The sequence below is a fragment of the Arthrobacter sp. NPDC089319 genome (assembly GCF_040684925.1).
In the GTDB taxonomy this organism is placed as follows: Bacteria; Actinomycetota; Actinomycetes; order Actinomycetales; family Micrococcaceae; genus Crystallibacter.
The window spans coordinates 347,908-362,215 of record NZ_JBFBGZ010000002.1 but is presented as its reverse complement, the minus strand read 5'-3'; the positions used below and the strand labels follow the sequence as shown (position 1 = coordinate 362,215).

The following is a 14,308-nucleotide window of genomic DNA, read 5'->3' as shown; positions in this document are numbered from 1 at the left end:
CATGGCAGCACGGCGGGGCCGCTCCGTCTAGTAGTTTCGAGGTAACTTCGTTGCTGACCCTGAAGGAGATTGCTGTGCTGCGCGTGCGCCCCGTTGTGTTCACGTCCCGAATTGACCCGTGGCGGGAGCTGCTGGCCGCCGCCGGGCTGGTGTGTTCGGCCGACGACGGCGGGGCTTGGCTGGAGTTTGACGCCGCCTCCGGCCGGTTGGGGTTGCGCCGGGTCGAGCCCGGGGACCCCTCGGACGGCCGCGTGCAGTTGGGCTTCGAGGTCCGCGACCTGGACGAATTCGTCCGCCGCACCGCCACCGACGGCACCCAGGCGGCGATCGAGGACGCCGACCGTGGCCGCACCGCCAGGATCACGGCGCCGTCCGGCTTCAGCTTTCTGGCCGAGCCGGCCTCGCCGTCCTTCGGCAGCCACCCCGGGCCCGAACAGCCGGACCCGGCACTGGCCGTGATGCCGGTCTGGGGGACGCCGGATGTCCCGGGCGCGGTTGCCACGCTCCGCGGGATCGGTGCGCACCCCCGGTTCGGCGCCGCCGGCGAATGGGCAGACTTCGCGGCGAAGAACGGCGGGCTGGTCGCGGTGCGGCACGGCGCCGCGGAGCAGCTGGAACTTTCCTTTGAGTACGACGACGACCTCACCGCCCTGCGGGACCGCCTCGCCGAGGCGGGGGCCGCCGGGTCCCTGGCGGACGGGGCCGCCGGGGCCGCCGGGCAGACCCTGCTGGTGGATCACCCGGACGGCGCGGGCCCGGCCGCCCCTGGGCGGCTGCGGTTCACTGTCCGGCCGGATGCCCTCTCCAGACCCGCCGACGTCGACTGATTCGCCGGGCCGGTGGTCCGAATAAGTCACGCAATGTACCGCGGGCCAGCGGCGATGCCGGGCCCACCCGGGGCGCGGAAGTAACGCCTCCGGACGCGCCGTCTGGGCCGCCGGCGTGACTGGCATCGCAGCGGTGCTGTAGAACAAGTACATGAGCGTTCGCACCCCCGACCCCTATCCCGGCTGGCTCTCCAACGAGGATCTGCACGAGGCACGGCAACGCCTGCCCATGCTTTACGTGGAGGCTGTGCCGGTGCGGCTGGACTCGCTGGGATACGTAACGGAGATCGGTTTGCTGCTGCAGGCATCCGCCGAAGGCGAGATGGTCCGCACCTTCGTATCGGGACGGGTGATGTACCGCGAGACGGTCCGCGCTGCCCTGCTCCGGCATTTGGAAAAGGACCTGGGGCCGCTGGCTTTTCCGCAACTGCCGGCCAGCCCGGTGCCGTTTACCGTGGCCGAGTATTTCCCGTCGCCGTCCGAGACCGGCCTGACCGATGACCGGCAGCACGCCGTGGCGCTGGCTTACGTCATCCCGGTCACCGGGGAATGCAACCCCCGCCAGGACGCGCTGGAGCTCAGCTGGATGACGCCGGAGGATGCCCTCAGCCAGGCGGTCCAGTCCGAGTTCATCGGCGGCCGCGGCAATCTGCTGCGCCAGGCGCTGGCGCACGCAGGCTGGTGCCGCTGACCAACGATCCGGCAGGACTCTCTGCCCCCGCTCGGAACCCGGCCAACCCCGCCAACCCCGCCAACCCGGCCAACCCCGCCAACCCCGCCAACCCCGCCGAGTATTCACTAGGCGCCCTTTTCAGCCGTGAAAAGGGCGCCTAGTGAATACTCGATGATCAGGACGTGCGCCGCCCGCCGGCACTAACCCGCCCGGCCCGGAGTCGCTCTCCCGCCGAAGTCGGCGCTCCTACCTGGGCAGCGTCCAGGTGTACATCTGGGCGGCCAAGTCCCTGGCCTGCTCCTGGTGCTGGTCCTGACAGCGCAACCGCTTCAGCGTGACCGGCCGTTGGCTGCGCCGGTTGGCAAGATCCGTCAGGATCATGCCGGCGGCGCGCAGCAGCACGGTGAGGTGGCTCCGGTTGCGGAACTGTTCGGGCTGAACGGGGGCGTGCGTCGGAACCAGGCCGCTACGGGCCTCGGGGGCAAAGATGATACTCATGGCAGGCTTCAACTTCCACAGAACGTAGGGCTGCTGTACGTTGGGTGCGCTTCCCGGAGCCTTGACAAAGATGCGGTTCCGGAAGCTTTTCGATGTCTTCGACGCTATCGGCGATAGCGGTCACCTTTGGTCCTCGATACTGCTTCGGATACCGACTTTTTTGGGACATCGCTGCCAGTGCCGGGACCAACTTGGCAGACCATCCTGCGCCCGCATCAAAGCTGCCCGGTGAGATGACGGTCACGATCCATCGTTTCATCATTGCGTCTCGCGGCACACCTTGGCGGGCCTCCCAACCGAAAGGTAACGATTTCATATACTGTTCTGACGATCGCGAGCGTGACTAAGGAATGACCCATGACGGAACAACAGGCCGAGACATTCATCCACCATGTCAAGGCCGAAAGCGTAGGCACCGGAGCCCGGTTCCTGACACGCTCCGGTGAGCATTCCGCACCGGTGTCGGACACCGCCGTCGTTCCTGATGATTTCGGCACTCCGGCGGTGGTGGTGGCTACCTTGGAAGACGGCAGCCGGGTGCGCATTGCCCACGGGTCACGCATCCGCATTGCTTCCTCACGCCGTCCCGCCCAATTGCCCGGCGCGCTGGCGCAGGACGACCTGGAACTGATTCCGGCCGAGGAGGGCACGCCCGAAGCCGTGGTGGTGGCGGTGGCCCGCGCGCATGCCCGCAATGCCGGGGTGCAGCGGTTGGCCGCTCGCTTGAGCCGCGGGCTCAACGCCAAAGCCGGCAGCCATTTGCAGGACGTGCGGGACCTCGCGCACACGCTGTTCGTGGAACTGGACGACCGCGAGCGCGCGCTCACGGTGTGCCGGCTGATCATTGACCAGCCCTTCGACGGGAACTTCGGCCGGTGGAAATGGATCGAGTCGGCACTCGCCATGGCCGCCTACATCCTGCGCGAATCGGGCAGCGAAGAGGACCGTGCGGAGGCGGTGCAGTTGGCCGAAGCGTTGCGCGCTCCGGACGACGCTGATGACGATCCCTTCCGCGCGAAGATCAACGCCGAGGTCCGCCAGCGCCAACTGAACGAACCGAACCTCTATGACAAGGAAATCCACCGGGCCATGGCCGCCGCCGACCGCACGGCGGAGCGCGAGTGGCGCGAACTGCGGCTGACCGCGCTGTTGTACCTGCGTACGCACGGCGGGTCGGAAACTTTGGAACCGGTCGAATTGGACCGCCGGATCAGCAACGAACTGGTGGCCATCCGCGCCCTGGACGTCCAGCACCGAAACTCCTAACGCCCCGCATACGGCCTCTGGTCACTCCCGGCGGCCCGGGAGTAGAGTCGGCCGCATGACGGAGAGCGGAGTTGCAACGGAGCCCGGTTCACTCAGCGTCCACATCAACGCGGATGCCCGCCAGGTGTGGACCATGCTGCGCGAACCCAGACGCATCGCGCAATGGCACGGCTGGGACATGGCCGGACTGGACGAGGAGATCCGCGAGATCTACTTCAGCGACGCCACCGAGGCCGAAGACCACAAAAAGCTCACCATGGGCGACAGCGACGCCTTCATCCTGGAGCCAGTGGGCGACGGTGTCCGGCTCACCCTTCAGCGGGGCGCGGAGTCCGGCGAGCAGTCCGACGAATGGTGGGAGGACATCACCGAAGGCTGGCTGACTTTCCTCCAGCAGCTGAGGTTCGCCTTGGAACGGCACCCCAATGACCCCCGCCAGACCACCTACCTCGGCGCAGACTCCATCCCGTCGGGCGGGCTGCTCCCCAGCCTTGGCCTGGACAACCTGCCGACGGCGGGCGAAACGTACAGCGCATCGCTGGCCACCGGGGAAGAGATTTCCGGAAGGGTGTGGTTCCGCTCCGACCGCCAGCTGGGGTTGACCGTTGATGCGTATGCCGATCGTGGAGGCGGCCTGCTGATCGTCGCTGAAACCCCATCGCACCCCGACGGCAGGCCGGAGGGTGGCAGCCAGGTGCTGATCAGCTGCTATGGGCTCGGTGCCAGGCGGTTGGCCGAGATCCGGGACGGCTGGGAGGCCTGGCGCAACAACGCGCTGCCCGGCGCCGACCCGCTGGTGCTCGGCAGCACCGCGGGACCCGGCTCCGACTAGGCAACCAGGTCCTCGCCCGGCGGAGTTTCCTCCGTTAAGTGTGAATCGCCCCGCGCTTAGGCTCCGCCTTGCTGCCGGCGCTGGAAACGGCGCCGGTTCTTCTCGCGGATTGACCGCTGGTGCATGAGATACACCAGGCTGATGCCCACCAGCGCGCCGATGGCGGTCTGCAGCGCCCTGTCCACCATCAGTTCCCGCGGATCGGTGGGGGCCGCAAGTTCGGTCATGATCAGGGCCAGCGGCGTGATGAAGATCAGCGCCAGCGCGTAATGGCGCAGCACGAACATTTCCGCGCTGAACTGCAGCACGATCACCATCAGGACCAGGACCCAGGGCTCCGGTCGCGGGGCCAGCAACAGCCCGGCTACCGCCACGCCCGCGAAGGTCCCCAGGATGCGGTGCACGCCCTTTTTCACCCGTTGGGCCAGGCTGGGTCCGGCGATCGGTGCCACGGCAGCTACCATCGCCCAGTAGTTGTGGCCCAGTCCCACCACCGTGGCGAGGGTTCCGGCGGTCAATGCCGCCAGCGCATTGGCTCCGGCCTCAACGCGGAATTCCCTCCAGTGCTCGCGCGTGAACTGCGGCCGGGGCGGCGGCGCCAAGGACGTGCGCCAGGCCGGCACCAGCCGGCTGCTGATACCGATCAGCATGGCCAGCACCACGCTTGCCAGGCCGGTTAACATGGCCTGCCACAGTGGCGCGGTCAGCGAGATGGAACCAATGGCCGCATAGCCGAAGGTAAAGAAGATGACGCCCGCCGGGCGCAGCTGGAAATAGTTGACCGCCAGAGACCACAGACCAGCCACCACGGTGGTGCCGAAAACAATCCCCCAGGGTCCGGCGTCGGCCATGGCGGTGAGGGCACCGAGGAACATGACCAGCATGATCAATATGCCAAACTCGCCCTGATGCCGCAGCCTGGCTCCGTGGGCCTCTCCCCGGCCATAGATGCCGGTGAAGGCGCCGAAGGCGGCGAAAATCATTAGATCGAACCGACCCATGGCCAGCAGGGCGAGCAGCGGCAGGCCGACGCTGATGCCGCAGCGGGTGGCCACAATATGGTCTTGGCGCGCCGGACCTACCCGGAAGAATTCGCGTGCGTACTGCGTCGCCATGCTGCCTACCTTTCGTTTGCCACACTATCCACGATGCTTCGCCTCCATCACCCACCGGAGGGACCTTATGGCCGCGAGCCGCAAGATCCCGCCAGCCAACTGGACCGCCGGCACCGCGACTCCCGCGACTCCCGCGAGGTCGATCGATACGGAGCGGCGAAAGACCTTGGCCCGCCGCGCCGGCTTCGAATGCGGGAAAAGCAAGGGGCGCTGTGGCCGGACGGACCCGGCGGGGCGGACGGCCGAGCAGGCGAACGTCAGAGGGGCGCGCGCATCGCGCCAGAAGCCTTTGTCCATCCTAATTCGCTTGCCTCAGGCAACCATCATTCTGTGAGCGGACCGACATGCAGTCGTTCGTCTGGCCACTCGCTGGATAGCCATTCGTCGCCCACCTGTGCCCCCGCGCCCTGCGGTGCGTCGGGTAAGGCAAAATAGTGGGGTGCCCCAGTCTGATTTTTCCTTTCGCGTCGGCAACCGCCTCGCCAACACCGCCAGCCTCTCCCCTGCCCGGATCGAGGAGAACGGCGGCGGGTTCCAGGGCCGCACCGGCACCATCACCACGCCGCACGGCGAGATCCAGACCCCGGCGTTCATCGCCGTCGGCACCAAGGCCACGGTCAAGGCGGTGCTGCCCGAATCCATGAAGGAACTCGGCGCGCAGGCACTGCTGGCCAACGCGTACCACCTGTACCTGCAGCCCGGCGCAGCGGTGCTCGATGCGGCCGGCGGCCTGGGCAGGTTCATGAACTGGGACGGGCCCACCTTCACCGACTCCGGCGGCTTCCAGGTGATGAGCCTCGGCTCCGGATTCAAGAAGGTCATCAACATGGACGCTGCCGCGGCCAGCACCGGCGCGGACGACCAGGTGGCACCCGGCAAGGAGCGGCTGGCGCACGTTGACGACGACGGCGTCTGGTTCAAGTCGCACCTCAACGGCGACAAGCACCGCTTCACGCCGGAGATCTCCATGCAGGTGCAGCACCAGCTGGGCGCGGACATCATGTTCGCCTTCGACGAGCTGACCACACTGATGAACTCGCGCGGCTACCAGGAGGAGTCGCTGGAGCGCACCCGGCTGTGGGCCGAACGCTGCGTCACGGAACACGAGCGGCTCACCGACGAGCGCTCGCACCGGCCCTACCAGGCACTCTTCGGCGTGATCCAGGGCGCCCAGTACGAAGACCTGCGGCGCAAGGCCTGCCGGGACCTTGGTGCGATGAACTTTGACGGCTTCGGCATCGGCGGCGCACTGGAGAAGGAAAACCTGGGCACCATCGTGCGCTGGTGCACCGAGGAACTGCCCGAGGACAAGCCGCGGCATTTGCTCGGCATCTCCGAGCCGGACGACATCTTCACCGCAATCGAGAACGGCGCGGACACCTTCGACTGCGTTTCCCCCACCCGCGTGGCCCGCAACTCGGCGTTCTATACCCCGGACGGCCGCAAGAACCTGTCCAACCGCCGGTTCAAACTGGACTTCACGCCGCTGGTGGACGGCTGCGACTGCTACACCTGCGCCAACTACACCCGGGCCTACATCCACCACCTGTTCAAGGCGAACGAGATGGTCAGCCACACGCTGATTTCCATCCACAACGAACGCTTCACCGTGAAGCTGGTCGACGATGCCCGGCTGTCCATCGACGACGGCTCCTTCTTCGACTTCAAGGCCGAGGTGCTGGGCCGCTATTACGCCTGAGCTTCGCGGCTACATCTCCACAAGCGGAAGGCCGCCGTCGCAATCCAAAAGATCACGACGGCGGCCTTCCGCGCTGGGTGGGTCTGCCGCTTAGGCGGCAAGCACGACGTCGGCCTGCTCATCCTGCGCCAGGGGCGCCAGGATGACCAGCCGGCATTCAGCCTGTTCAGGATCGGTATGCTCGGGCAGGAACCCGGAAACCGCGCACGCCTGCAGATGCCACAGGACTGCTCCGTCCACCGAGGCATGCTGCAGGTCTATGGTCACTTCCAGACCTGCAGCCAAAGAATTTGCCCGCTTCGCGAGTGAATACACCGCCAGGACGTTGCGCTCATCGACCCGCCCGCGCACGTCAATATGCGCCGATGAGCATTCCAGGTCAACACGCACCGTCACTCCCAGTTTCCCGCTCATCGAGCTCCCGCCTTCGAGTCGGCGGAGGCGCGGACAGCGCCCGCCGGAACCCGGCGCCTACGGCGTGCGGCACGCGATTTGCCTTCCAATGCCCAGGACTTGTGGAATCGGCTGCGCTGCTCCTGGGGAACCAACTGCAGGAAGACCGGATGGTTGAAGACCTGCTGCCTGGCCTCCGAGCAGAACGGCAGCACCCGCAGCCGACGGCGGTGCGCCTCCGCCAGCGCCCGGCGCACCAGGGGCTCGCCGAGTCCCAGTCCGCGGTGCCAGCGGTCTTCTTCGATGTCGAGGAGCCACATTTCGCCGTCTTGGATCTTGTACTTCAGCGACGCGGCCACTTCACCATCAACGTAGGCATCGAAGCGTGATGCGCCGTAATTGTCGCGTATAACCTGCATGCCTTCTCCTCATCCATGCGCAGCCCGGCGATGCCTTCCTGGGCGATGCCACCTGCTGCGAAACCATGGCTCCAGCGGGCCGGAGCCACAACAGTAACCGTGCTTACGATGTAAGCAAAGCATGCTTAGTATCGTTCTGCAAAGTTTTCGGGTGAATTCCAGGTGGCGGGGGGAAAAACATTGGCGGCACGGGCATGGCTGCCATCAGGTGAGCTGGCTATCCAGCCTGTCCAGCAGGGCATCAAGCGCCGCGTCGAACTCCTGTTTGGACCGGTCTTCCGACAACAGGCCTTGCAATTCCTGCAGGAGCGGGTAGTTGGTCAGGTCCGCCCGACGAGAGGGCGATGGTTCGGGGTCCTCCACCGGCCCGATGTCGGCGCCGAGCGCGGCCACCTCCAACAACAGGTTGCCGATCAGGAAACTGCTGAAGGCCCGGTAGGCCTCGACGGCCTGCTCGTTGCTGAACCCCGCATTGGTCATCGCCCTGAGGAACGACTCCACCCAGCGCAGGCTTCGCAACGGTGGGCGAACCCACGGAGCTTCGGCGGGCCGCGTGGCGATCAGCGGGAATACTTGCGGATGCTTCATGGCCAGCCGGCGCAGGCCATGGGCCAGCCGGAGGAGGTAGTCCTGCCAGCCATGGCGCGGCTCCACATATACCTCTGGATCGCTATACAGCTCGTCGACCACCGACTCCACGATGCCGTCCAGCAGGTCCTCCCGCGACGGCACGTAGCGGTACAGCGACATGGCTTCGACATCGAGCTCTGCGCCCAAGCGCCGCATGCTCAGCTGGCGGACCCCGTGTTCCTCGATGAACACCGCACCGGCCTCGAGAATCCGCTGCCGGTCCAGCCTCGGCCTGTCGCCACCGGAGTGGTCCCCGTCTGGCGATACGGACGTTCCGGACTCGGCCATCGGACGCTCCCCTCCTGCGATTGCGCACCAGCCTACGCGCCCGGACACCCCCCTGTCCTCACGCCGGCCGCTGGCTGGAGGCCGTTCCACCTTGCGAATCCCGCACCGGCAGTGCGGGATTTCCGCTGCGGACGGCGGTTTTTGCGCCGCCGGAGAAGGTTAGGAAAATTCCCGGCAAAGTGCCCGATCCGGGGTGCCAAGTGCGGACCTTACACTGTAAGCTGACGAATCCGGGACTCGTTCCTTCATCCGAAGGGGAAGAGGTCTCCGGCTAGGGCAGAGGGACCTTCGTTCTGGCCAGATAGGAAGTTAGCACCATGGAAGAACACCTGAAGGACGTTTGGACCGCTTCGGCAGCAGTGGAGGGGTTGCAGGTGGAGATGGACCAGGCTGAATCGAATCTGGACGTTGCCATTGATGTAGCCCTGAAGGCCGGGGTTGCGCCCGAGGAGATCCTCGTGTCAGCGAACCTGTCGCCGTCAGAACTCAGCGAGCGCGTCCCGACCCTGGTCATCGGCGATCAGGCTGCAGAGGAATCCGAAGCCAGCGCATTGTAGGACGGTTCACGCCTCTTCACCCAGCCGATCACCGCTGTGGTAACGGGGACGAAGAGGAACTCCACCAAGGTCTTGTAGACGAAGCCGACCAATACGTAATTGACGAACGTGGGGACGTCGTTGATGCCGATAATGGACGCCGCAATGGAGCAGAAGATCAGCGTGTCGGCGAATTCCCCGACTCCGGTGGAGCCCATCAGTCGGGCCCACAAGCGGCGTTCGCCCCAGCGTTCCTTCATCCGCACCAGCACCCAGGAATTCAACGTCTGACCCACCAGGAAGCCCAGCAGGCTGGCGAGCACGATCAACGGCACGGGGCCGAGCGCGCCCTCAAGGGCCTGCTGCTTCATCCGGCCGAAGTCGTCGTCGAAGCCCGGAAGTCCAATGATGACCCAGTAGCAAAGCGAGGCGAAGATCGACAGGGCGAAGGTGGTGACGATGGCCTTGCGTGCCACCTTGAAGCCGTACACCTCGCTGATCACGTCGCCCAGGATGTAGGCCAGCGGGAAGAGGAAGAAACCGCCGTCGGTAATAATCGGCCCGATGACCACGCCTTTGGCGGCGCCGATGTTGGACAGAATCAGGACTACGGCCATAACGGCCAGCATGATGCCGAAATAGGGGCTGCCGATCGAGGCAAAGCGGGCAGGCGTGCGGGATTGCAGTTCAGTCATTGTGATGGGTCACCCTTAGAGAAGTGGTTCGCGCAACGCTTCGCACCGGCTAGTGCCTGATGAAACGTCCGCTGTATTAGCACTAATGGGTCCGTCTGCCACCCGGACCGCCATCCATTCTCCCACGACCCGGCAGTTCCTTGGTGGCCGACCTATTCTTGCTGTATGAGACAGGAACCGGAGCTCGACGCGTTCGAGCGCAGCAACCCGCGCCACCGGGTGACGTTCGGGTTCGGCGCCTTTGTGGTGGGTTTCCTGGTGGCAGTTTCTGTTTTCGCGCTGGGTGCCCTGCTGCTCACCCTGGTCGGCGGCCCGGTCAACGGCCACCAACTGGCGTCGGCAGCGCTCCTGGCGCTGGTCGTCGGGCTGTATGCCGGCGGCGTTGGGCTGGTGGTCGGGGCGCCGATCGCGTTTGTGCTGGGCCTCTTGCTCCGGCCGGTGGCCAACCAGTGGCTGCACGTACTGGCCTTCTTCCTGGTGATGACCACCGCCTCCTTCCTGATCCTGGTCTCGCTCTCCAGCGGCGATCCGTTCGGCACGCTGGAACTGGCGGCGCTTATCGGGATAGCCGCCGCGATCGGCCGCTTCAGTGTGTGGAAGATGATGGATATCCACTGACCGGACCCGGCCATGCAGGCCGGCGCGCGTTCGCTCTGAGGCGAGCACCGCCGTCGTTATTAGGAACCGTGGGTGGACGGGTGGAAAATGGGCGCATGTCTGTTTCCACCACCGAAACCACCGCGCCCGCCATTACGCTGACCATCGCCGGCTCCGAAGCCACCGGCGGCGCAGGCGCACAGGCCGATCTGAAGACCTTCCAGGCACTGGGCACCTACGGCGTCACCGCCTTGACCTGCATCGTCTCCTTCGATCCGAAGGACAACTGGAACCACCGCTTTGTCCCGGTGGACGCCGGCGTCATCGCCGACCAACTGGAAGCCATCCAGACCTGCTATGAAGGCTCGCTGAAGACGGTGAAGCTGGGCATGCTCGGCTCGCCGCTGACGATCGACACGGTCGCCGCGGCGCTAAAGACCCAGCAGTGGGACAACGTGGTGCTGGACCCGGTGCTGATCTGCAAGGGGCAGGAGCCCGGCCACGCATTGGACACCGACCAGGCGCTCAAGGCCCAGATGCTGCCGCTGGCCACTTTCGTTACCCCGAACCACTTCGAAGCCGAGTCCCTTGCCGGGATCACCATCAACGACGTCGAGGACCTGAAGGCGGCCGCCAAGATCATCCATGAAGCCTCCGGCGCGGCAGTGCTGGCCAAGGGCGGCGTGCGGTTGGCGGGCGCGGACGCGGTGGACGTGTTTTACGACGGCGACACCCTGGAGGTTCTGTCCGCACCGAAGGTCGGCGAAGTGGCCGTCTCCGGCGCGGGCTGCTCGCTGGCCGCCGCGGTGACTGCCGAACTGGCTAAGGGCGCCACCCCGCTGGAGGCCGCACGGACCGCCAAGGCCTTCGTGACCGAGGGCATCAAGGCCCGGGTCTCCTCCAACGCCCCCTTCGACGCCCTGTGGCAGGGCGGCGCAAGGCTCTCCTGACCCTCCCTTTGATGACGACGGCGGTGCCCGCTCCCGGGTGCCGCCGTCGCAACGTCCGGGCGCCCCGCGGATCCCCGCCCGCCACGTCGCTGCCTAAACTCAAGACACAAACGATGTTGGAGTCACCGTGACTGCAGTCCCGCTGCAATACTGACGTTGACACAATAGGCGGACCAACAGCGGGGCGGACCATGGTGCTGGACACAGCGACCCTCAGGGTTGCCTTCGCCGTGGTGGGCATCGTTCTGCTGGTCCTGTTCTATGCGGTGACCTACCGGCGGACGCGTGCCTCCTATAGCGCCTGGTGGTGTGCCGCGATCGCCATGTTCCTCACCGGTGCCGCCGGGTATTTGCTGAACGGCACGGCACACCAGTGGTGGGCCACTCCTTTGGCGAATGTCCTGGTGGTCTTCGGCGCCGCGAGTGTTTGGACGGGAACCCGGTCGCTGCAGGGCCGCAAACCGGTGCCGTGGCTGATCGCGGCCAGCATGGCTCTTACCGGCGTGACCGCCGCCGTTGATCATCCCGGCACGAATATCTGGGCCGGCGGAACCGCGTTTCTCGCCTTCTTGACCCTGTTTTTTGGCTTGGCGGCTTCCGAACTTTTCCGGCTGCGCCGCGGTTTTACGCGTTTGCGTGGCCCCTTGGCGTTCGTTGCAGGGCTCCTGTCAGCCTTCTACTTTGGCCGGTTGGCCGCCTTCCTGGCGGACGGGCCGGACGGCCGCATCTTCCAGACCGTCTTCGGGGGCGCTGCCACCACGCTGTTCACCATGGCGCTGATGGTGGTGGTCTCCTTCAGCATGGCCACGTTCAGCGAAGAGCAGGCCTCCCGGGACCTCCGAAAGCGTGCACTGCACGACGGGCTCACCGGGCTGCTCAACCGAAATGCCTTCCTTGATCTGGCCGCAGACCGGATCGACAGCCTGCGCCGCGGCGGCAGGTCCGGCAGCCTGATGCTGGCGGACCTGGACCACTTCAAAACCGTGAACGACACCCATGGCCACCCCGCCGGCGACAAAGCGCTGCGCGCCTTCGCCCAGGTCTGCACCGACACCGTCCGGTCCACCGATCTGGTGGGACGCTATGGCGGCGAGGAGTTCATCCTGCTGCTCTCCGGTGCTGCCCCCGAACAAGCCAAGCAGGTAGCCCAGCACATCAGCCAGAACCTGCGCACGGCAGGCTTTCCGGACTTCACGCTGCCCACCGTGAGCTTCGGCATTGCCGCCATCGGCGAGGGACCGGACACACCGGATGCCCACACGTTGGATGCGGCGATCGAGGCGGCCGATGCTGCACTCTACGAGGCGAAGTCCCAGGGCCGAGACCGCGCAGTGCTGGCCGAAGACCGCAACGGCAACAGCGGGCCTCTGGCCGCCGCCGGCGGCGTCCGTTCGTAGTCCGCCCCCCGGCTGAGTCCTGCTTCCCCGCTCGTTCCCGCTTAAAGCCCGACGGCGGTGACCACCTTGGGGAGGCTCGCAAGCCTCCGGAGGTGGACACCGCCGTCGTCAGCGGTTCAGCTGAGAATCAGACCGTCTGGACTGCGATCTCGGCGTCCAGGCGCGGCAGCCGCGGGAACCAGGGGTTCTCGCCCGGGGTGCCGACGTTGACCACCATGAAGGTGCGGTTGGAGGTGCCGGCGTTGAAGTCCTCGTCGATGCCGGCGGCGTCGAAGGCGCCCATCGGGCCGGCGTGCAGGCCCACGGCGCGGACGGCCATGATGAAGAAACCGGCCTGCAGCCACGCGTTGTTCTTGGCCACCTCGGCACGCATTTCGGCGTTGGCGTCGAACATCTCCTTGCGCTCCGGCGCGTGCGGGAAGAACGTCCCGAAGTGCTCGTGCCAGTCGGTGTCGTAGCTGAGCACGGCGACCATCGGAGCGGACTGCGTCTTGGCACGGTTGCCCTCGGCCATCCGGGCGGCGAGCTTCTCGCGCGCTTCGGCGGAGCGAACCCAGGTGATGCGCAGCGGCTGGTTGTTCATCATGGTCGGGCCCATCTTGGCCAGCTCATAGATGGCGGCGAGCTGTTCGTCCGAGACCGGCTCGGTGGAGAAGGTGTTCGCGGTGCGGGCCTCCAGGAACAGGCTGTCTGCGGCCTCGCGGTCCACGGACAGCAGGTTCTGCAGGTTGACGTCAGCGGTTTCGACGCTCATGGGACTCCTCAGGTTGGGGGTGTGGTGTCTGGAGGGTGTAACGCCGTGGCCTCGAGCCGAAATTTCTCCCCTAGGGGTGACATTCGCTACACGGCCGCGGGGTGCGGGTGGCCGGGTCCTCGGTTGCTGGCCAGATTCAACCCGACGGCGGTCGGACCCGTGACTGCTGTCCAGGTTCAGCAGGATCTGTCCATGTTTTGCGGCCGCACACCGCCCTGCCCTGCGGAAACTTTGCGGGCCCGCTCAAAACATGGACAGCCCGGACGGGCCAAACGTTGCCCCCGGCCGCCAGCGCTGGTAGACAAACACGGTGACCGAAACTGCTGCGCCGTCCCGGCGTCCCGTGTGGTGGGGCCTTCTTCTGGTGATTGGCGGCTGGGCCGCGCTGGGCCTGCCGATGTTCTGGGCGCTGCTGGTGATGTACATCGGATTCACCGGCTGCCTGCTGGAGTGCGCGGCGCCCGACCCTGCCACCGGGTTCTTCGGCCTGACGGCCCTGGTCATCATGATCGCCGCCCCGGTCCTGGCCGGCATCGCGCTGGTTCGGCGCAGCCGGGCCTGGTGGATCGCGACGGTCTGCCTGCTGGCGCTGATCCTGGTCCCGCTGGCCTACGGCACGGCGATCGGGGCGTTCTGACCATGACGCCGGCGGGCTGCGGGCCCATGGAAAGCATGGCCGCCCGCCACTAGGGTGGACCGAAACAGGAAGTAGCAGGAAGGTAGTACCCATTTGGGCAAG

At 66.3% G+C, this 14,308-nt stretch carries 17 protein-coding genes; 10 read left to right on the top strand and 7 right to left on the bottom strand.

What is annotated here, in order from left to right:
• Window positions 1-50 precede the first annotated feature (50 nt).
• Window positions 51-827 carry a VOC family protein gene (locus tag AB0N75_RS04485; protein WP_364645708.1) on the top strand — a complete coding sequence of 259 codons (777 nt, stop codon included), beginning with the start codon at window positions 51-53 and terminating at the stop codon, window positions 825-827.
• A 151-nt stretch (window positions 828-978) separates the two neighbouring features.
• On the top strand, window positions 979-1,518 hold the full coding sequence (locus tag AB0N75_RS04480) for an NUDIX hydrolase family protein (protein ID WP_364645705.1): 540 nt from the start codon (window positions 979-981) through the stop codon (window positions 1,516-1,518).
• 228 nt (window positions 1,519-1,746) lie between these two features.
• Here the strand turns inward: AB0N75_RS04480 and AB0N75_RS04475 are convergent, their stop codons facing one another.
• Complete coding sequence (locus AB0N75_RS04475; protein ID WP_364645702.1) at window positions 1,747-1,998, bottom strand: hypothetical protein; 252 nt, start codon at window positions 1,996-1,998, stop codon at window positions 1,747-1,749.
• A gap of 357 nt (window positions 1,999-2,355) precedes the next feature.
• Between AB0N75_RS04475 and AB0N75_RS04470 the strand changes: the two genes are divergently transcribed.
• Entirely contained in the window at window positions 2,356-3,264 is a 909-nt protein-coding gene (locus AB0N75_RS04470) for a DUF6707 family protein (protein WP_364645700.1), read from the top strand.
• 55 nt (window positions 3,265-3,319) lie between these two features.
• Complete coding sequence (locus AB0N75_RS04465; protein ID WP_364645697.1) at window positions 3,320-4,096, top strand: SRPBCC domain-containing protein; 777 nt, start codon at window positions 3,320-3,322, stop codon at window positions 4,094-4,096.
• Between the two features lie 56 nt (window positions 4,097-4,152).
• On the opposite strand, the gene AB0N75_RS04460 is transcribed toward AB0N75_RS04465, so the two are convergent.
• Window positions 4,153-5,211 (bottom strand): FUSC family protein, encoded by a 1,059-nt coding sequence (locus tag AB0N75_RS04460; RefSeq protein ID WP_364645694.1) that lies wholly within the window; start codon window positions 5,209-5,211, stop codon window positions 4,153-4,155.
• Window positions 5,212-5,650: 439 nt separating this feature from the next.
• Between AB0N75_RS04460 and tgt the strand changes: the two genes are divergently transcribed.
• On the top strand, window positions 5,651-6,910 hold the full coding sequence (gene tgt / locus AB0N75_RS04455) for a tRNA guanosine(34) transglycosylase Tgt (RefSeq protein ID WP_364645691.1): 1,260 nt from the start codon (window positions 5,651-5,653) through the stop codon (window positions 6,908-6,910).
• A 90-nt stretch (window positions 6,911-7,000) separates the two neighbouring features.
• Here tgt and AB0N75_RS04450 read toward each other — a convergent pair whose 3' ends face one another.
• The 3 genes from AB0N75_RS04450 to AB0N75_RS04440 all read right to left on the bottom strand — a co-directional run bounded on the left by AB0N75_RS04450 (window position 7,001) and on the right by AB0N75_RS04440 (window position 8,640).
• Complete coding sequence (locus tag AB0N75_RS04450) at window positions 7,001-7,324, bottom strand: hypothetical protein (RefSeq protein WP_364645688.1); 324 nt, start codon at window positions 7,322-7,324, stop codon at window positions 7,001-7,003.
• The gene (locus tag AB0N75_RS04445; RefSeq protein WP_364645685.1) at window positions 7,321-7,722 is read right to left on the bottom strand and encodes a GNAT family N-acetyltransferase; all 402 of its coding nucleotides are present in this window, start codon (window positions 7,720-7,722) and stop codon (window positions 7,321-7,323) included. The genes AB0N75_RS04450 and AB0N75_RS04445 overlap by 4 nt, the downstream gene beginning before the upstream one ends.
• 204 nt (window positions 7,723-7,926) lie before the next feature.
• On the bottom strand, window positions 7,927-8,640 hold the full coding sequence (locus AB0N75_RS04440) for a TetR/AcrR family transcriptional regulator C-terminal domain-containing protein (protein ID WP_364645682.1): 714 nt from the start codon (window positions 8,638-8,640) through the stop codon (window positions 7,927-7,929).
• Between the two features lie 317 nt (window positions 8,641-8,957).
• Here AB0N75_RS04440 and AB0N75_RS04435 point away from each other — a divergent pair, with 317 nt between their 5' ends.
• Complete coding sequence (locus tag AB0N75_RS04435; protein ID WP_364645680.1) at window positions 8,958-9,197, top strand: hypothetical protein; 240 nt, start codon at window positions 8,958-8,960, stop codon at window positions 9,195-9,197.
• On the opposite strand, the gene AB0N75_RS04430 is transcribed toward AB0N75_RS04435, so the two are convergent.
• On the bottom strand, window positions 9,161-9,871 hold the full coding sequence (locus AB0N75_RS04430) for a queuosine precursor transporter (RefSeq protein WP_364645677.1): 711 nt from the start codon (window positions 9,869-9,871) through the stop codon (window positions 9,161-9,163). The two genes, AB0N75_RS04435 and AB0N75_RS04430, sit on opposite strands and share 37 nt — an antisense overlap.
• A 165-nt stretch (window positions 9,872-10,036) precedes the next feature.
• Between AB0N75_RS04430 and AB0N75_RS04425 the strand changes: the two genes are divergently transcribed.
• The 3 genes from AB0N75_RS04425 (at window position 10,037) to AB0N75_RS04415 (ending at window position 12,815) form a co-directional block, all read left to right on the top strand.
• Complete coding sequence (locus AB0N75_RS04425) at window positions 10,037-10,489, top strand: hypothetical protein (RefSeq protein ID WP_364645675.1); 453 nt, start codon at window positions 10,037-10,039, stop codon at window positions 10,487-10,489.
• A gap of 95 nt (window positions 10,490-10,584) precedes the next feature.
• Window positions 10,585-11,418, top strand: a complete 834-nt coding sequence (locus AB0N75_RS04420; RefSeq protein ID WP_364645672.1) for a hydroxymethylpyrimidine/phosphomethylpyrimidine kinase — start codon at window positions 10,585-10,587, stop codon at window positions 11,416-11,418.
• Between the two features lie 191 nt (window positions 11,419-11,609).
• Window positions 11,610-12,815: a GGDEF domain-containing protein gene (locus AB0N75_RS04415; protein ID WP_364645669.1), complete on the top strand. Its 1,206-nt coding sequence runs from the start codon at window positions 11,610-11,612 to the stop codon at window positions 12,813-12,815.
• A 127-nt stretch (window positions 12,816-12,942) separates the two neighbouring features.
• Here the strand turns inward: AB0N75_RS04415 and AB0N75_RS04410 are convergent, their stop codons facing one another.
• Entirely contained in the window at window positions 12,943-13,569 is a 627-nt protein-coding gene (locus tag AB0N75_RS04410) for a malonic semialdehyde reductase (protein WP_364645667.1), read from the bottom strand.
• 310 nt (window positions 13,570-13,879) lie between these two features.
• Here AB0N75_RS04410 and AB0N75_RS04405 point away from each other — a divergent pair, with 310 nt between their 5' ends.
• Window positions 13,880-14,206 carry a hypothetical protein gene (locus tag AB0N75_RS04405; RefSeq protein WP_364645665.1) on the top strand — a complete coding sequence of 109 codons (327 nt, stop codon included), beginning with the start codon at window positions 13,880-13,882 and terminating at the stop codon, window positions 14,204-14,206.
• Window positions 14,207-14,308 lie beyond the last annotated feature (102 nt).